Source organism: Brevundimonas aurifodinae (assembly GCF_040195595.1).
GTDB classification, from domain to species: domain Bacteria; phylum Pseudomonadota; class Alphaproteobacteria; order Caulobacterales; family Caulobacteraceae; genus Brevundimonas; species Brevundimonas aurifodinae.
In genome coordinates, this window is the sequence record NZ_JBEGDD010000002.1 from 329,164 (window position 1) to 346,159 (window position 16,996).

16 protein-coding genes and 1 pseudogene are annotated in these 16,996 nt (G+C 71.2%); 7 read left to right on the forward strand and 10 right to left on the reverse strand.

Translation table 11 applies throughout. The features are described 5' to 3' along the window. Positions 1 to 252: 252 nt before the first annotated feature. The 3 genes from ABN401_RS04065 to ABN401_RS04075 form a co-directional block, all read right to left on the reverse strand. Positions 253 to 2,286 carry an ATP-binding protein gene (locus ABN401_RS04065; protein WP_349683551.1) on the reverse strand — a complete coding sequence of 678 codons (2,034 nt, stop codon included), beginning with the start codon at positions 2,284 to 2,286 and terminating at the stop codon, positions 253 to 255. A gap of 689 nt (positions 2,287 to 2,975) precedes the next feature. Next, the gene (locus ABN401_RS04070) at positions 2,976 to 3,707 is read right to left on the reverse strand and encodes a hypothetical protein (protein ID WP_349683552.1); all 732 of its coding nucleotides are present in this window, start codon (positions 3,705 to 3,707) and stop codon (positions 2,976 to 2,978) included. After that, complete coding sequence (locus ABN401_RS04075; protein ID WP_349683553.1) at positions 3,704 to 4,207, reverse strand: RNA polymerase sigma factor; 504 nt, start codon at positions 4,205 to 4,207, stop codon at positions 3,704 to 3,706. The genes ABN401_RS04070 and ABN401_RS04075 overlap by 4 nt, the downstream gene beginning before the upstream one ends. A gap of 106 nt (positions 4,208 to 4,313) precedes the next feature. Between ABN401_RS04075 and ABN401_RS04080 the strand changes: the two genes are divergently transcribed. After that, on the forward strand, positions 4,314 to 5,585 hold the full coding sequence (locus ABN401_RS04080) for a S8 family serine peptidase (RefSeq protein ID WP_349683554.1): 1,272 nt from the start codon (positions 4,314 to 4,316) through the stop codon (positions 5,583 to 5,585). Positions 5,586 to 5,681: 96 nt separating this feature from the next. Then, positions 5,682 to 6,398: a hypothetical protein gene (locus ABN401_RS04085; protein WP_349683555.1), complete on the forward strand. Its 717-nt coding sequence runs from the start codon at positions 5,682 to 5,684 to the stop codon at positions 6,396 to 6,398. Positions 6,399 to 6,650: 252 nt separating this feature from the next. Here the strand turns inward: ABN401_RS04085 and ABN401_RS04090 are convergent, their stop codons facing one another. The 5 genes from ABN401_RS04090 to ABN401_RS04110 all read right to left on the reverse strand — a co-directional run bounded on the left by ABN401_RS04090 (position 6,651) and on the right by ABN401_RS04110 (position 10,467). Continuing rightward, positions 6,651 to 6,842 (reverse strand): hypothetical protein, encoded by a 192-nt coding sequence (locus ABN401_RS04090; RefSeq protein ID WP_349683556.1) that lies wholly within the window; start codon positions 6,840 to 6,842, stop codon positions 6,651 to 6,653. 429 nt (positions 6,843 to 7,271) lie between these two features. Continuing rightward, positions 7,272 to 9,023, reverse strand: a complete 1,752-nt coding sequence (locus ABN401_RS04095; protein ID WP_349683557.1) for an asparagine synthase-related protein — start codon at positions 9,021 to 9,023, stop codon at positions 7,272 to 7,274. A 2-nt stretch (positions 9,024 to 9,025) separates the two neighbouring features. Next, positions 9,026 to 9,655 carry a lasso peptide biosynthesis B2 protein gene (locus ABN401_RS04100; RefSeq protein ID WP_349683558.1) on the reverse strand — a complete coding sequence of 210 codons (630 nt, stop codon included), beginning with the start codon at positions 9,653 to 9,655 and terminating at the stop codon, positions 9,026 to 9,028. 107 nt (positions 9,656 to 9,762) lie between these two features. After that, positions 9,763 to 9,885 carry a hypothetical protein gene (locus tag ABN401_RS04105; RefSeq protein ID WP_349683559.1) on the reverse strand — a complete coding sequence of 41 codons (123 nt, stop codon included), beginning with the start codon at positions 9,883 to 9,885 and terminating at the stop codon, positions 9,763 to 9,765. Between the two features lie 96 nt (positions 9,886 to 9,981). Continuing rightward, the gene (locus ABN401_RS04110) at positions 9,982 to 10,467 is read right to left on the reverse strand and encodes a helix-turn-helix domain-containing protein (RefSeq protein WP_349683560.1); all 486 of its coding nucleotides are present in this window, start codon (positions 10,465 to 10,467) and stop codon (positions 9,982 to 9,984) included. 228 nt (positions 10,468 to 10,695) lie between these two features. Here ABN401_RS04110 and ABN401_RS04115 point away from each other — a divergent pair, with 228 nt between their 5' ends. From ABN401_RS04115 to trbB, 4 genes are read left to right on the forward strand one after another with little or no spacing between them, the layout of a single operon-like run. Continuing rightward, on the forward strand, positions 10,696 to 11,316 hold the full coding sequence (locus ABN401_RS04115) for a GntR family transcriptional regulator (protein ID WP_349683561.1): 621 nt from the start codon (positions 10,696 to 10,698) through the stop codon (positions 11,314 to 11,316). Between the two features lies 1 nt (position 11,317). Beyond that, the gene (locus tag ABN401_RS04120) at positions 11,318 to 13,198 is read left to right on the forward strand and encodes a type IV secretory system conjugative DNA transfer family protein (protein WP_349683562.1); all 1,881 of its coding nucleotides are present in this window, start codon (positions 11,318 to 11,320) and stop codon (positions 13,196 to 13,198) included. Then, positions 13,185 to 13,631: a hypothetical protein gene (locus ABN401_RS04125; RefSeq protein ID WP_349683563.1), complete on the forward strand. Its 447-nt coding sequence runs from the start codon at positions 13,185 to 13,187 to the stop codon at positions 13,629 to 13,631. The genes ABN401_RS04120 and ABN401_RS04125 overlap by 14 nt, the downstream gene beginning before the upstream one ends. Next, positions 13,628 to 14,584, forward strand: a complete 957-nt coding sequence (gene trbB, locus ABN401_RS04130; RefSeq protein WP_349683564.1) for a P-type conjugative transfer ATPase TrbB — start codon at positions 13,628 to 13,630, stop codon at positions 14,582 to 14,584. The genes ABN401_RS04125 and trbB overlap by 4 nt, the downstream gene beginning before the upstream one ends. Positions 14,585 to 14,880: 296 nt before the next feature. Here the strand turns inward: trbB and ABN401_RS04135 are convergent, their stop codons facing one another. Next, positions 14,881 to 16,128, reverse strand: coding sequence for a type II toxin-antitoxin system HipA family toxin (locus ABN401_RS04135; protein WP_349683565.1), 1,248 nt, complete (start codon positions 16,126 to 16,128; stop codon positions 14,881 to 14,883). After that, positions 16,125 to 16,454, reverse strand: coding sequence for a helix-turn-helix domain-containing protein (locus ABN401_RS04140; protein WP_349683566.1), 330 nt, complete (start codon positions 16,452 to 16,454; stop codon positions 16,125 to 16,127). Before ABN401_RS04140 ends, ABN401_RS04135 begins: the two co-directional genes overlap by 4 nt. Positions 16,455 to 16,796: 342 nt before the next feature. On the opposite strand from ABN401_RS04140, the pseudogene ABN401_RS04145 reads away from it, so the two are divergent. Continuing rightward, a pseudogene (locus ABN401_RS04145) lies at positions 16,797 to 16,907 on the forward strand (IS5/IS1182 family transposase); the annotation flags it as partial. Between the last annotated feature and the right edge of the window lie 89 nt (positions 16,908 to 16,996).

A 16,996-nucleotide genomic window follows, 5' to 3' on the forward strand; every position in this document is an offset into this window, starting at 1 on the left:
GACCACCGCTCCCTCCTGCCACACCACCCGGTAGGGTTCCTGTTCTGCTCCTGTGGTCACGCGAACCATACCGGACAAGACCAGGGCGCGCGTACTCAGCTTGACCCGGGCGCCGCCCTTGTTCCGCTCGCGCAGGACACCGCTGACCACCTCGCCCGTCGCTTCAAGCCATACCGTGCAGGGCTGTGCAATCCGCGGACGGACCCACGCCCGTCGGTCTCCCTGTGTCGATCCACCCTGCATGGCCGCAGCCTAGTCGCTCGCGGTTACGCGAACCCTACCGGACGCGTGCACCGGCTCCCGTGAGCAGGACTCCAGGGTTTCGCTGATGGCGCGGATCAGGGTTTCCGAGGTGATCGGTTTGGCGACGTGTCCGTTGGCGCCTGCGATCTGTCCGGCCTCCACGTGTTCGGGCTGGGCGTTTGCCGTCAACATCAGGATCGGAACCGGCTGGCGGTTCGACGCCATTTCAAAGGCTCGGATCGAACGGACGGCCGCAAGTCCGTCCATCACCGGCATCTGCATGTCCATCAGGATCAGGTCGAGCGTTTGAGTGCGGAACGACAGGAGCGCCTCCGCGCCATTGGTCGCCGAAATAACCTCGGCGCCGATGGGTCGAAGAATCAGTTCGGCGACCTTGAGGTTGGTGGGATGATCGTCTGCGACGAGGATCCGCAAGGCACGGTCCATCGGGTTCGGATCATCCGTCGTCTCCGGCTTCACCTGGGGATCACAGGGCTGAAGGGGGAGGTCCAGCCAGAAGGTCGAGCCGATCCCCGGTTGGCTCATGCAGGTCAGGCTGCCGCCCAGTCTCTCGGCCAGCTCCCTCGAGATCGCCAGCCCAAGGCCGCTCCCCCCGAAGCGGCGCGTGATCGATCCGTCCGCCTGCTGAAAACGACCAAAGACATCCCGACCGCTCGGATCGAAGCCGATCCCGGTGTCGGTGACCGTAAACCGGACGACGTCTCCCTTGCGTGGGCAGACCGAAAGGGTCACCTCGCCGACCAAGGTGAATTTGACCGCGTTGGAGATCAGATTCGTCAGTATCTGACGCACCCGCACGACATCGCCGACGAAAGCGCGGTCGAGGTCGGGATCCAGGTCAAGGCGCAGCCCGATGCCCTTCTCCTCGGCCTTCAGGCGCAGCAGATCTCGGGTCGCGCGAAGGGCGTCGCCAAGGTGAAAAGGCTCCTGCTCGAGCTCGAGCTTCTGGGCCTCGATCCGGGCGATATCGAGGATGTCGGACAAGAGCCGCTCAAGCGTCACGCCTGAGTCCCGGATGATCTCCGCAATCTCGCGTTCCGGGCCGGGGAGGTTGGACCGGCAGAGCAGATCGGCCATGCCGACCACCCCGTTCAGAGGCGTCCGGATCTCGTGGCTCATATTGGCGAGGAACTCACTCTTGGCCTGGCTTGCCGCCTCTGCTGACGAGCGCGCCTGCTCCAGCTCGAGCGCCTGAGCCGACAGGTCGACTTCCCGGGCCTTGTGCTGGGTAATGTCGACAGCGATCGCGACCCATCCCCCGTGCGGGAGACGGCGATCCTCCACACGGAACCACCGGCCGTCCCTCAAGCGCTGCTCGTGGGCCCCGCACGCCTGAGCGCGCTGTGCCAGTCGTGTCCTGATCCAGTCGTCTTCGTTCCCCGCCGCATCCGGATGGGCCCCGCTCGCCACAGACCGGCGCAGCAGATCCTCGAAGCTGCGTCCCACCTTGAGCAGTGTGGGCGCGGTCTCGGAGCCACCTGCGGCCACATAGTGGTCGTTCCAAAGGAGGAGCCGGTCCTCGGCATCGTAAAGGGCGACGCCCACAGGCAGAGCCTCCAGGGCGCCGCGCAGCGTGGCGAAATGTGCGGCGCTTTCCGTCTTGGCCGCCACGGCGGCGCTCAGCGCCTGCCGGAGCTTGGTCTCGCGGCGACGCTGGCCGGTGATGTCGCGGGAGGTCACCAGAAGCCGGACGATATCGCCCTGTTCATCCAGGACCGGCGAGATCACGTGGGACCACCAGCGCTCGCGCCCTCGAGCGGTGGGGCAGGGGGCCACGAACCGGGGTGACTGACCGCGACGCGCCCGCTTCAGGGCCATATTGAGTTTGCGGTGAGACTCGACGGGCCAGAGGTCTGCGAGCAACTGGCCCCGGTTGCGCTCGAAATCCGTGATCTCGAGCAGGGCCTTGCCGCGATCGTTCATGTACTCGACGCGGCCCTCCAGGCTCACGATCCGCACAACATCCTGGCTGGCCCGCAGCACAGCCGAGAAATAACCTTCCGACAGAAAAGCGTCCTGCATCGCGCTCCCCCTCCATGTCGAAGCCCACAAAATGCGACACGCTTCCGTCCGTAGGGGGCAAGAAAAGAATATCGATTTAACAGCGGTCCGCATCGACGGTCCGGCTGACGATTGGCGTCACGCTGTTAACGCTCATGACCGGGCTCGGGCTTGTCCGGAACGATCTCGGGGTCCTGGCGCGCAAGGGAGCGCGGGGCGCCGCCTCGGCGCCCCAAGAACCCGCGGTCCGGCCATGACAGCCGCCGCTAGGCGGGCTGCCGCCAAGGCCGATCAAAAGCCCAGACCGGCGGTGCCTGAACCGGCTTCCCGACCTAACGGGGCTCCGATGCCAATTCGGGGCGGCGTTGAACGCGCCGCAGACCTGGTCGACCTTATCCAGGTTCTTCTCGCTCGGCATTCAGACTGCCATCGGATCCGCGCCTATCTCCACGAGACCTTCCTCTTTGCCGTGGACTGCCACGGCCAAAAGGCGCCGGACTGAAGGAGGGCCTCAGGCTCAGAAGCACCCAAGGAGCTGACCCGCGCTCTGGCTCCGCATCGCGTTTGTCCTTCGCGAAGTGCGCTCGGCAGGGGGACGGCCCTTGCATCACGGGATCCTCCACGCCGCCAGTCCGTGCGAGACGCACGCTGATGGAAGCACGGTCATGCAGCAGACGACCTTTTGCCGTCTCGGTTCTCTTCGGCCGGGTTTAGCGCCAGCCGGCGTCTCTCGCCTTCGCTTCGGCCGCTGCATCGGCCGTCGTCCCCGCGATCGCTTCGTCGACCGCCGCGAGCACGGCGGCTGGGGTCTCCGACGAGGCCCTCCGCACCTCGTCGTCGGACACCTCCAGAGCCGCGAGCGCGGTGACCGTCCAGGTGCCGTCGGCGTGGCAGGCGAGACCGCCCCAGCCGTCGCGCTCGGACTGGAAGGTCCGGCACCAGCGGCCGTCGACATCCTGGAAGGTCAGGCCGACCGACAGTCCCTGCTCGTCCGCGCCTTCCGACGCCAGGCGTTGATCCAGCACGCCCTGGAGCCCCGCGCCCGCCACTGTCCGGTCGGGGCGAAGGGTCAGACCCCCGTCGCGGTTTGCCAGCGGACCCAGCAGCAGGCCGCCGACGAAGGCCGCCGCCGCAAAGGCCGCCCAGGGCACGGCGTGGCGCGGGGCCAGAAGCTCTCCGATCCTGGCGCGCAGGCTGGCGAGCGCGTGCGGCTTGGGCGCGCCAGAGCCGGCGGCGGCGATCCGGCGGGCGAGATCGGCGTCGCGAGGATCGAAGGCGATGGGGAAGGCCTCGGCCAGCGCCTGCCGCGAGTGGCTCATCGCCTTCATGCGGGCGGCGAGCACCGGGTCCGCGCGGGCGGCCGCCTCCAGGCGCGCGGCGGCGTCGGGGGACAGTTCGCCGTCGCTCCAGCGCATCAGGGTTTCGTCGTCGGGCAGGCTCATCCCGTCACTCCCTGTGCGGCGAGGGTCTCGATCAGGCTTTGCCGGCCCCGCACGAGCCGACTGGTCAGGGTGCCGGACGGCACGCCCAGAACCTGGGCGGCCTCGGCGTAGGACAGGCCTTCGATCAGCACGAGGGCCACAGCATGCCTCTGGTCGTCAGGCAGGGCCTGGAGCGCATCGCGCACCGCCAGGCCGTCGGCGCGCAACGCTTCCCCCGCTTGGGCGGGATCGGGCGCGCGAGCGGCGCCCTCCTCGTCCGAGGTCAGGACGCGGCCCCAGCGCTGGGCCTTTCGGCCTTCGTCGATGGCGATGCGTCTCATGAGGGTGAAGGTCCAGCTGTCGAGCCGCGTGCCTGGGCGGAAGCCGGATCGGGACGCGAGCGCTCGCTCCACGGTCTGCTGGACCAGGTCCTGCGCGTCCGCATCCGCGGGCCGCAGGACCTTCGCGAATCGGCGCAGGCGCGGAAGAAGCTCCACAAGCCCCGTCTGAAACTCGTCCAAGCGCGTTCCTCGTCCATTCGGATGAAACGACCGGCCCCGGACGTTTCATCCCTTGGCATATCGAGGATGGATGCCTTTTCTTGCAAGCGGGCATCGGAGCAGAGACGTGAACGGACGAATGGCGGGACTGGCGGCTCTGGCGGCGGCGCTCATCGGCACCACGCCGACGGCGGCTCAGATCGGCCCCCTGACGACACCCAGACTGCCGGGCGTGACCGGCCTGCCGGATGTCGGGCGGCTGGAGGGTCTGGCGGGGCGCGTGGTGGACGAGGCGTTGCAGGCCCCGTCCCGCCTGACCGGGCTGATCCGCCGGTCGCAAGGCGGGCTGGAGGCCGATCCTTCGGGCTGGCCGGTCGTGGCCGGAGAGATCGTCGCCATCGACCTGTCGGACGAGGCGCGGCGGGAGGCGGTGGAGAGCGGATACCGTTTCCTGCGCGAAGAGCGGCTCGAGGCGCTGGACCTGACGACCACGGTACTCGCCCCGCCCCGGCGTCTGTCGTTGGCGCGGGCCGTGGAGCGGCTGCAGGCGCTGGATCCCGGCGCGGAGGTCACCTTCAACCATGTCCATGCCCCGGCCGGCGCGGTCGAGGGTTCGCCGACATTCGCTCCCGCAGTCAGCACGCCGCAGCGCGGCGGGGCCAGGCTGGGCCTGATCGACACCGGCGTGGACGCCTCTCATCCGGCGCTGGCGGGGTCGCGGATCACCCAGAGAGGCTTCGCCGGGACGGCGCGGGCGGGCGCGCATGGATCGGCCGTGGCCTCGCTGATGGTCGGCCGCAGCGGGGCCTTCTCCGGCGGCGCGCCGGGGGCGGATCTTCTGGTCGCCGACATCTACGGTGGTCAGACGGCGGGCGGAGCCTCGACGACACTGGCCCAGGCCCTGGCCTGGATGGTCGAGCAGCGCGCCACGGTCGTGAACGTCAGCCTCGTTGGCCCGCGCAACAGCCTGGTCGAGCGAGCGGTCGCGCGAGCGCAGGCTGAAGGGGTGACCGTGGTGGCCGCCGTCGGCAACGACGGACCCGCCGCGCCGCCGCTATATCCCGCCGCCTACGCGGGCGTCGTGGGCGTCACGGGCGTCGGCGGGCGCAACCAGATCCTGCCCGAAGCGGCGCGAGGGGCGCACGTCGACTTCGCGGCCCCCGGCGCCGACATGGCCGCGGCGGGCAGCGGCGGCGGCTGGACCACAGTGCGGGGAACCTCTTTCGCCGCGCCCATCGTGGCGGGACTGCTGTCTACACGAGGACAGGCGTCGCTGGCGGGTCAGGCGACGGACCTCGGTGCCCGGGGCCGCGATCCCGTTTTCGGTGCCGGCCTGGTCGGGACGACGGCGCGGGTCGCCCCCTCCGCCGTCGGGGCGCGCGGGCGCTTGAGGCGCTGAGACAGAAAAAATGCAGCCGCCGGGATGAATCCCGACCGGCCCGTCGTTGGACCCTGCGAGGGCGACATGCCCGTAATGTTTATCAGGAGACTGACGATGAAGAAGCATCTGATCATGGCGACCGCCGCTTTCGGCCTGGCTCTCGCCGGCGCGGGAGCCTCCGAGGCGCAGGTTCTGGGCGGCTCCGGCGGCCTGACGGGCGGCCTGGGCGGAAGCTTGGGCGGTCAGGCCGGCAGCCTCGGCGGCTCTCTGGGCGGTAACGGCTCGCTGACCGGCGGCCTGACCGGCGGGATCGACGGATCGAGCCTGCGCGACCGCGCCACGGGCACCACCAGCGGGGCCCTGTCTCGCGCCGAGCGTCGGGCCGACCGGCTGCGTGCCCGGTCTGAAGCGGCGGCCGAACGCGCGGGCAACCGTGCCTCGGGCGTGGCCAGCGCGACGCGTGATCGCGCAGGCGTCTTGGCCGGGAGCGCCGAGGGCCAGGCCTCGGGCATGATCGGCGGCGCAGCCTCCAGCGCCGGCGGCGCCCGTCAGGGTCAAGGCCAAGGTCAGGCCGAAGGGGCGGGCATGCTGGGCAGTGCCCTGTCAGGCCGCGATCTCGACGTCACGGGTTCGGGCTCTGGCTCGGGTTCGGCGTCCGGCTTGGCCGCTCGGGAGCCGCGCGAAGCGGATTCGTCAGAGCAGCCCGCGCCGCGTCGCCGGGCCCGCGCGGACGCCGATGCGGGCGTGAACGGCTCAGCTTCGACCCGTCGCAATGGAGCCTCCGGTTCGGTTGGCGTCTCGGGCAGCGCGTCGGCGCGTCGAGACGACTGACCCCCCTCACCGCTGGAGCGCGGTAGGCCCCGTCGCCACCACGGCGGGGCCGCTCGCGGTCGGCTTCAGAACGGCCAATGACTCGGGTACAGCTCCTAGAGGCTGATCCGCGCAAAGTCAGACGGCCAGCCAGCCGTATGAGCGGACCAGGCCCACGTCCGCAGACCGGGGGGGCGGCTTGCGCTCGCGGGACGGTGTTCTGGGCACCGGCGCGGCCGAGCCCCGCCCCCACGGACGGTCCCAGGCGCGGAATCAGGCGTCAGGACGCAGACCCAGGATCGCGTTCCAGGGTCGCCCCCGGTGAAGCATCAGCAAGGCGAGCATCGTCACCAGCACCGGCATCAGGAGGATCAGGCTGAGCCAACTCCCGACGCGCTCCATCCCGTCGAGAAGCGACGTGAGGCGGCCCGGTCTGTTCGGCCAGGCCCCTGAGCCTGACGCCATGCTCTGGCCAATCATGAAATCACGCCCCCACCCAAGGATGAGGCGTCGCGCCGGAAAGCGCGGTTTGCAATGGACGTCACCTGGGGCGCGAAACCTCGAGCCGGGGAGACCTCCAGCCGGCGAGGACGCCCTGACCCGGACGCCCGCGTCGGGGCGTGGGACGCTGGATCAGGTCCGTCTCGCGAGGACGCCAGGCCGGCGGAGATCGGCTACGCCGGGCGATGGGGCGCGGGCGCCGTTTGCGGTCGATCAGGTCCGCGGACGGCGCGCCCGAACCCGGGCCCGACGAGCATCCCCATGACCCCTCAGCCTTCTTGCGCGATCTGGACGGCGACAGGATCGAGGCCCTGGCCTTCGCGGCCGCCTTCGTCGGCTGGGACCGGCCGACGCCTGAATCGATACAGCGAGCGTCGGCTGGGCATGGCACGATCAGCGTCGGCCACCCAGCCGGCGTTGCCAAACCCGGACCCAGGCCTCGATGGCGGCCGTGGCCAGGATGGCTCCGGCCCGACCCCTCCACATCAGGCTTTCGCGAGACAGCAGGGTCTCGGCGGAGGCGCGGTCGATCAGCCCCATCTCCGCCAGCCGGCCGTGGAGGATCCAGGGACGCAGAAGCGAAAGGTTGTCGGCGACCCGACGGCCGTAGACGCGGCTCATGTCGCCCTTCGAACGCCGCGCGACGATGGGGTCCGGCAGCCGCCCTGAGAAGGCGTGTCGCACCAGCCCCCGGTCGCGACCGCCCAGGGTCAGTAGGCCGCAGTCCAGGGCGAGGCAGGCCTCGACGACCGGCTGGGCGCAGAAGGGATGCAGGACCTCCACAGCGCCGGTCAGAAGCGACGGTCCGTGGCGCGAGACCCCGTCCGCGACCCCCGCGATCTGGAGCCGCTTGGCCGGGCCGAAAGGCGCGAGATCGACGAGCCAGGGGTGGGGCGGGACGGGGTCGGCCTGCGGGACCGCCAGGCCGCGACGCGGCGGGAAGAGAGCCGCGTCGGGCGTGGCGACACACGCTTGTCGAAGCAGCGACCAGACCGAGCGATCGTTGGCCGCCGCGAGCCGGACGGTGTCGGGCTCGAACAGGGCCCGCCAGCCCCGGGCGCGCCATCGATCGGCGAAGACCTCCGGCGTGGCCTGCTGGAACAGGGAATCGCCGCCCTTGCCGGTCATGACGGCCGAGAGCCCGGCCCGGGTGATCCGCATCGCCCAGTCCAGGTCGTGGGGGTGATCCAGACCATTGAGACCCGGGCGGAGGCCCTGGGAGGCGGATTCGAGCAGGTCGCCGGTCAGGGGCGCGTCGGCATGGGGCACGGCCTCGACGGCGATGCCCAGATGGGCGGCCAGAACCTCGGCCCAGCGCCGCTCGTCCGCCTCGGGCACCGAGCCGAAGGCGTTGAGCCAGAGCCCGACGCGGTCTTGGCCATCACGGACCAGGCTGGAGGCGACCACCGAGGAGTCCAGGCCGCCCGAGACCTCGGCGGCCAGGGGTTCGGACCGGCGCGCCAGGCCGTCGACCGCCTCATCGACCGCCGCGCGCAGCCGGGCGGCGGCGGTCTCGACCGGTGGCCGCGCGTCCAGGCTCGGCATCGCGAAGGTCGCGGGCGTCCACAGGACCTCTGCAGGGAGGGCAGGGTCGAGGCCGAGCAGGGTCCCGGGCTCGAGCGCGGTCGGCCCGTCCAGGATCAGCGGACCCGTCGCCGCGAGGGGATCGACCAGCGCCCGGGCGAGCCGGTCGCGATCGATCCGCCAGGGCGGGCGCAGATGCTCGACCAGCCAGGCCGGCGCGAAAGAGGCGATCAGGGTCAGGCCGTCCTGGCGCCAGACGACGCATTCCAGGCCGCCCGAGGGGTCGCGCAGGACCGCGAACGGCGGGCGCGCGCCGCCCAGTCGCACGCCGATGAAGCGGCCCCAGAACCGGGCCGCGAGCTTCTTTTCGAACGCCAGCGGATCGTGCGGGCCGACACCGGACAGGTCGGGTGCCCGACGATCGAGGACATCGCCGATCAGGGTCCAGGCTCCGGCCCGGGTGACGGTGGGGTGCCGGGGCCCCGCCGTGGCCATCCAGGACGCCGGTTCGAGCGGGACGATCCCGAGGCCCCGCTCGCCGGCCAGGCCGCGCAGGGCCCTGGACCGCGCGGCCGCCTCGGGGTCGTCCGGACGGTGGGAGACGAGGAGAAGCTCGCCCACGGTCAGACGGTGAGAATGGGGGTGTAGCGCAGCACGCGGTCCAGGCTGTCGTTGAGCACCCGGTCCTCCAGCTGGATCCAGCAGTGGGCGGCGAACGGCCAGGTCCGCACCCCGAACACCCAGTCCACAGGCCAGCCGTGACGAGCCAGCAGGCTTCGCAGCTGAAAGCTGCGCTGGAGGCATTCGCCCTCGAGCGGGATCCAGGGCCAGGCGGCCCGGGCGGCGGCCACCAGGGGTTCGAGCCGCTCGCCCGCCTCCGTCGGGATCCCGTGCGCCACCGGGCCGAGGAGGGTCGGAAGGGTGGAGCGGCGAAAACGCAGGCCGGACGCGACGAGGATGGCCGCGGCGCGGACGATGGCGGTGGGCTCCCGGGAGGGTTCGGGGACGAGCTCGCGTCGGGGTGGCCGGGCGGCGCGTCGCGGCGGGGTCGGGCGGCCTGGCACGGCGAGGCCCAGGGCGATGAGCGCTTCGGCGATCGCGGACGAGGCCTGGACCGAGCCGTCCGGGGCGGGATCGATCTCTTCGCCGAGATCGGGGAGGGCGGAATAGCGATCCGCGGCCGTGTCGAGCAGGACGATGTCGGGCCCGACCCGGGCCATGTGGATGCCGGGGGCGCAGGTCAGATCGGCCATGTCAGGCTCCTCGAGGGCCGGTCCTTCGGGCCGCGGGCGGATCCGAAGGAGAGCCGGTGAGAGGGAGGGCGTTGACGGGCGGCCGCGCGCGACCGCCCGTCCGGCGCTCAGACGCCCGCGGGTTCGCGGCTGTCGAACACGTTCAGCTCCGTATAGGCGCCGCCGATCAGATCGCGGGTCAGGGCCCGGGCGCTTCCGAGGCTGACGAGGCGGATCAGGGGGGTGGTCATCGCGGTCTCTCCTTGGTTGATCGCCACGGTGGTGGCCGGACCAGAGAGCGCCGCGCGGGCGAGAAGGGGAAGCTATATCTGGCGTATATTCAACGGCTACCGGCCCGGACCCGGACGTTTCGCCTCAAGTTCGGCCTGGCCCTGCTCGAGCCAGGTCCGGGTCGGATCCGGCGTCGATGGACGCGCCGCGAGGCCGTCGAACATGGCCGTCACCGCCGAGACCAGGGTGCGGACTTCCATCCGCGACAGGCCGTCGCCGACCGTCTCGTCGAACCGTCGGAGCGCGATCATCAGAATGGTGGCGAAGCGGTTGTCGGCGCTGCGCACCGCGAACTCGGGCGAGCCCATGGCCATGGCCAGAAGGATGGCGTTGGGATCGCAGTCGGTGGCGCGGGCGAAGCGGTGCACATAGTCGAGGTTGAAGCGGATGTCGCCCGCCTCGAACCGTTCATAGGCCCGGACCGAGAGATTCATGGCGGCCGCCACCTCCGGCTTGGAACGACCACTCCGGGTCCTGAGCCGTTTCAGCGCTCGCGAGAGCAGGGCGCGATCCTGTCGCGGTTCTGGCCTTTCGCCCGTCATCCAGGTGCAACCTCTCCTCTGCGACCCGGGCTGGCGGGCGACTTTCTTACATTGCGGGAAGTCCGCTGTCGGACACAACTTGTGAATGCTCGCCCAAGAGCGGCGGTTAATCCGACGGATTCAGGCGGGACGACCGTCGATTGTCGTCGCCGGGGCGCGCCAAGCGCCACAACCGCTTGGCGAGACCGGAGCGCCGCGTTCAAGACCGACGCCTGAAAGGAGGCTGCGGTGAACCGCAGACACGACCCCTTCACCCTCGCCCTGGCCAGTCTCCGCGCCCGGCTCGAGAGCGGCGTCCATGTTCCGGGCGGTTCGATCGTCATCCTCGACGAAGCGCGCCGGCTGAAGCTGTCGACCACCCCGGTGCGCGAGGCCCTCGGCTGGCTCTGCGGCTTCGGCCTGGTCGAGCGGGGCCCGACCGGCGGCTTCCTGGCTCCGCGCCTCGATCCCCAGACCCTGCGCGATCGCCTGGCCTTCCGGCTCCACTGCCTGGGCGCGGGCCTGGACGCGAGCGGCGGGGTCCGGGTCCGTGACGGCGTCGCGCCCCGGGTCGAGGCGGGACCCAAGCCCGCCGAGCTGATGGCCTGGCTCGTCCGCAGCACCGGCAACGCCGCCCTGATGGAGGCCTATGACCGGGTGGCCAGTCAGCTGGTCCTGTTCGGCGAGGCGGAGACGCGACTGTTCGCCGACCACGAGGCCGAGGCCAACACGCTCGTCGCGCGGTTCCGCGATCCGACAGGGCGCGGGCTCGGACCGGCCCTGGCCGCCTATCACCGGCGCCGGATGGCGGCGGCGCCGCTTCTGATCATGGCGGTCGAGACCGCGCGCGACGATCCGGCGGCGGTCTGAGATGGGTCCGCGGCTGATCGGCCTCGGCCTCGGCCTGGTTCTCGGGCTCCAGGCCGCGACCCAGCTGGTCGGCTGGACCTATGGCCATGCTCCCGTCCTGGGCCCCCGGATGTCGATCGCACGCGGGGGCGCGCTCTATCCGCCCTGGGCGCTCCTGGACTGGCGGACCCGGTTCGGGGCCGAGATCGCGCCGGGGATGACGCGGTCGGCGCCGCTGGTGCTCCTGGGCGCGGTCCTGGGGCTGGGCGCCGGTGTCCTGATCGAGGGCGACGGGCGGCTCCGGCGCATCCGGGGCTGGGGCGGGCCGGCGGAGGCCCGGGCGGCGGGCCTGTTCGCCCGGGGCGGGGCGGTGATCGGGGTCCTGCGCGGCAGGCTGCTGGCGACCGCCGACCTGCGGCCGACCCTGGTGACGGGCGGGACCCGCAGCGGCAAGGGGCGCGGTCATGTGGTGCCGACCCTGCTGTCGTGGGGCGGGAGCGTCCTGGTTCATGATCCCAAACGCGAATTGTGGACCATAACCGCCGGATGGCGCTCGACCTTTTCCCATACCCTGTATCTCGACCCTCGCGATCCGGCTTCGGCTCGCTGGAACCCCTTGGCCGAGATCCGACCCGGACCCGGCGAACTGGCCCAGGTCCAGCGGCTGGTCGCCATCCTCGCCGACCCCGGCGGGGCCCGCGACGACGAGGCGATCTGGGACAAGGCCGCGTCCGAGATCCTCGAGGCCGTGATCCTGCACGTCCTCCATACCGCGCCGGACGCCGACAAGACCCTCCTTGCGGTCCGCGCCATGCTGGCCGACCTCGACGCCTCCGCCGACATCATGCGCAAGGCGCTGCATCGGGCCGATGCCCAGGGCCGGCCCGAGACCCATCCCTTCATCAAGGCGGCCGTCACCGGTTACGCGGCCATGCACGACCGGTTCCGGACCTCGGTCCAGGGCACGGCCCGGTCCTATCTCAAATGGCTGGCGGGCGAGGACCTGGAACGGGTGCTGTCCGGCTCCGACTTGGCCCTGGGCGACCTCATGTGCGCCGACCGACCTGTCTCCCTCTATGTCCAGGCCGCCCCGGCCGACGCCGTGGCGTTGCGCCCCCTGATGCGGCTGTTCTTCTACGCGGCGGCCCAGGCCCTGACCGCCCACGCCGATCGCGACGTCGCCGGCCGGGCCAAGCGGCACAGGCTGCTGATGGTGATGGACGAGTTCCCGCTGCTCGGAAGGCTGGCCTTCTTCGAGAAGTCCCTGAGGCTGATGAGCGGCTATGGCATCAAGCCCATGCTGGTGGCCCAGTCCCTCAACGACATCGTCGAGACCTATGGACCGCACAATACCCTGCTCGACAATTGTCACGTCTTCACTGCCTTCTCCGCCCTCGATCCTCTCACCCAGGACAAGGTCTCCAAGCTCACCGGCACGGTCGGGGAGGCGCGGGTCAGCCGGAGCGGTCCGGCGGGCCTCGGCGCGGGTCGGGCCTCGGTTTCGCGCAGCGAGGTGGACCGACCCCTGCTCGAGCCGGGAGAGGTGCGGTCCCTGCCGGATCATCGCCAGATCGTCTTCGCCGCGGGCCGCCGGCCGCTTCTCTCCGACAAGCTGAAATACGACCGGCGCGAGCCGTTCCGGACCCGGGCGGCGGTCCCGGCGCCCGAGCAGGCCGCCCGGCCGGACACGCCGGGACCGGGGCCGCATCCCTGGGCCGGGCGGCGGGCCCTTGGACAGGACGCCGAGGCCAGCCTGCCCCTGTTCAAGGAGGTGGCGGCGGTCCTGGACGAGAAGAAGGTCGCCCGCAAGGTGGCAGAGATCTTCGGGAGGGTCACCGAGGAGATGGCCGCGCAAGAGGCCGTCCTCGATCAGCTGCAAGGAGCTCCCCATGCCAAGGACTAGCCTCAAGGCCCAGCGCGTCCAGGTCTATCTGACCGACGCCAGGATCGCCGCCGCCCTCGCCCGCGAGGCCCGCGCGGGCCGGATACCGGTCAGCCAGGCCGCCGGCCGCGCCATCGCCCGGGGTCTGCAGAGCTCGCCCCGGGCCGACCCCGATGACCGGCTGCTGAAGCTCGAGCTCGGTCTGCGCGACCATATGCGGGCCATGGGCCGCGACATGCAGATCGTCCAGGAGCTGGTGGTCGAACTGGCCCGGGCCTTCTTCCTGCGCCTGCCCGACGTCATCGCCGACGACGATCCGACGCTCAAGGCCTCGGTGGAGATCCGTATCGAGCGGTTGCTGGACGCCACGGCCGCGCGGATCGTGGCGGGCCGGTCGCGCGAGGCCGTGAGCCGGGCCCAGGACGCCCTGGGACCCCGGACCCTGGGCGGATGAGGCCCCACCCGATCGCCGTCGAACGGCGTCTCGAGGCCCTGCGCCACGCCCTGGGTCCCGTGATTCTGTCAGCGCTGGCCGACCCCGAGGTGGTCGAGATCCTGGCCAATCCGTGCGGCCGGCTGGTGGTCGATCGCCTGGGCCAGGGGCGCCAAGACACCGGCGCGGTTCTGGGACCCGAGGCGCGCGAGCGGGTGATCCGGCTGATCGCCGACCATGTGGGCGAGACGATCGTTCGCGAGGACCCGCGGCTTTCGGGCGTCCTGCCCGGCACGGGCGAGCGGTTCCAGGGTCTGATGCCGCCGGTGGCCTTCGCCGCCACCTTCTCCATCCGCAAGCGGGCTTCGATCCTCTGGGGTCTCGACGACTATGTCCGCGACGGGGTGATGACCCCCGACCAGGCGTCGGTCCTGCGTGACGCCGTCGTCGAACGGCGCAACATCCTGGTCTCGGGCGGGACGGGATCGGGCAAGACCACCCTGGCCAACGCCCTGCTGGCCGAACCGGGCTTCGCCGGGGACCGGGTCTTCCTGATCGAGGACACCCCGGAACTGCAGTGTTCGGCCTGGGACACGGTCCCGGTCCTGACGCGCCGGTCCCCCGCGGCGATCGGGGTGGCGGACCTGGTGCGCGACGCGCTCCGCATGCGCCCCGACCGCATCGTGATCGGGGAGATGCGCGACGGAGCCGCCGCGCTGGAGACCCTGAAGGCCTGGAACACCGGCCATCCCGGCGGGCTGTCGACCCTCCACGCCAATGCCGGCGAGGCCGTGCCCCGCCGCCTTGAGGACCTGATCGGGGAGGTGTCGGCCCGTCCGTCGCCGCGCATGATCGGCGAGGCGATCGACCGGATCGTCCACATCGCCCGCGGGCGCGCAGGCCGTCGCGTCGAGGCCGTTCTGGCGGTGACGCCCGAGACCCGTGATCGCGTGGGCCTGGAGCGGCTGGCCTGATCCGCACGCCGACCTAGCGGATCGCCCGCGACCGGTCGGCGATGAGACGGATCCGGGGGCGGAGACGCCGCGGTCCGCCGCCAGGCGCGGGATGGACCCCACGCCCTGTCCGTCAGGCGGTTCTGCGAACCTCGCGCCATCAGCCGAACCCCCTTCCATGACGAGGTCAAGGCCGGCCGGCTGAAGACCCGCAAGGTGCGCGACCGGACCCTGATCCTGCGCGAGGACGCCGACGACTGGCGACGGCGCCTGCCAAGGGCGCAGGACCTACGCGCCTGAACTCACGCCGTGCCGTTTCAGAGCGCCAGCGCCCGGGCGAGGTCCCCATGATCGAAGGCGCTCTGCATTCGCTGGATCTCCGCCGGCCTTGCCCCGCGGGCGGCGGCGGCCTCGCGCCAGGCGGCGGTGACCTCGGCCACGGCGCGGACGATGGCGCGGGCTTCGGAGGCGGAGAGGTTGAAGTAGCCGGCCACCTCGAGCGCCAGGCCAAGGTCGCAGTCGTAGTGGTCCGGATCGATGCCCGTGGCGAGGATGCGCTGGCGCACGTCGGTCGGCGTGGGATTGACGTCATAGACCGGCGACAGCCGCCAGCCGGCCTTGCCGGCCCACAGGAAGCCATGGTTGCGCAGGTGGTCGTCGACGTTGGAGACCAGCACGTTGAACACCATGCGCCGGTAGAGTTCGGCGGCGTCGGCGTCGACGTCGGCGCCGACGCGGGCCAGTTCGTCCATCAGCTCCGGGTAGCTGGACTGCTGTCCGTCGCGCAGGCCCATCAGGGACAGGGCCGAGAGGAAGGGAATGCGCCGCCCGCCCTCGCGGTCGAAACGATGCGACAGCAACACCGGCTTGCCGCCGGCGACGACCAGGTCGTGGGCGGCGCTGCGGACGCCGGCCCGGCCCGCCAGGTCGAGCGCCACCGCCTCCCAGGTCTCGAGGCTGTAGTCGTCCGTCTCCTTGGGGAATTTGGCGATCGACAGGCGGCCATGCTGGTCGATCACCGAGGCCTTGGGCCGGGCGCCGCCGAGCGACGAGCCCGGGGCGAAGATCATCTGCAGATCCTCCTCGCTTTCCTCGTCGCGGTCGATCCGTTCGGTGATCTGCAGCAGCCGGCCCAGCTCCAGGGCGCCGGGCACACCCTGTCCGCGTTCGCTGAGAAAGGCCTCGCCGCCGTCGAGGCGAAAGCGCAGGGCCCCCAGGCGCGAGACGTCGGAGACGCCGAGGAGATAATCGACGTCCTGCAAGGTGCGCACCGGCCGATGCTCGCGCTGGGCCGCCTTGCGTTCGGCGCGCTGCATCAGCCGCCTGCCCCAGGTGTCAGGCGCCGAGTCGCCGATCGAGCCGAACAGGGGGGCGCCATTCGCCGGGGCGAAGGCGCCGCGGGTCAGCTGCAGCGCCGGCTCCAGCGAGAAGCGGCCCTCGTGAGCCAGCCAGTCGGGATGATATTCGAAGGTGACCGTCTCCTGCCCGCGGCCGGGCCGCCGCCGCAGGGCTCCGACGCGAAGCGTCCGGCCCTCCAGGTCGATGTGGACCTCGACGTCGGTCATGACGCGGCGCCGGTCACGCGCGGCAGCCGGGCGCGCCGGGGCAGGGCGCCGGCGGCGAGATCGAGGCCGGTTTCGTCGCGGCTGGGATCGGCCAGGTCGGCCAGTCCGTCGAGCAGGCCGAGCGCCTGCAGGACGGCGGCGTAGATGCCGACGCCGACGCCGGGATCGCCGGCCTCGATGCGCTGCAGGGTCGGCCGGCTGGTGAAGGCGCGGGCGGCCACCACGCTGGCGGGCAGGGCGCGACGCAACCGCGCCGCCTTGATGTCGGCACCGAGCTTCTTCAGGCTGCGGCGGACCGCATGGGAGACATGGTGGGGCGTCGGCATGTAACCATCTCTTTGCGGTAAGACCGGTTTATGTAACACGAAGTTGACATCGTGTCAGCCGGTTCCTGGGACACCCTCAAACCCGTCGGAGACCGGCCGCGGCCGTCCGGGACCGCACGCGACCTCGCCGGCTTGCCTCGCCCCCTCTTCGACTACCACCACCGTCATGAGCAGTGTCGCCGCCGCTCTCGCCGCCGCCTTCCTCCTGTCCAGCTGCGTGGGCGCCGGCGCCCCGCCGCAGGTGCGGGGGCCGCTCAAGATCGCGGCCTGGAATCTCGGGCCTGTACCCAATCTTGAGTTGATCTGTCGGTTGTGAACCACGCTTCTGAGGAGGCTTGGATCATGGCGGATCATTTCTGGTTGTCGGACGCGCAGTGGGCGGTGATCGAGCCCCACATTCCCAAGGTCTACACGGGTAAGCGGCGTATGGATGATCGCCGGGTGATCTCCGGGGGGGCAGAAATGACATCATCGTCGCGGTTTTAGGGGCCGGCCGCGCCGAAAATCGGCCGGGGGGATGCCGTTGGGTGGGGGGCAAAATG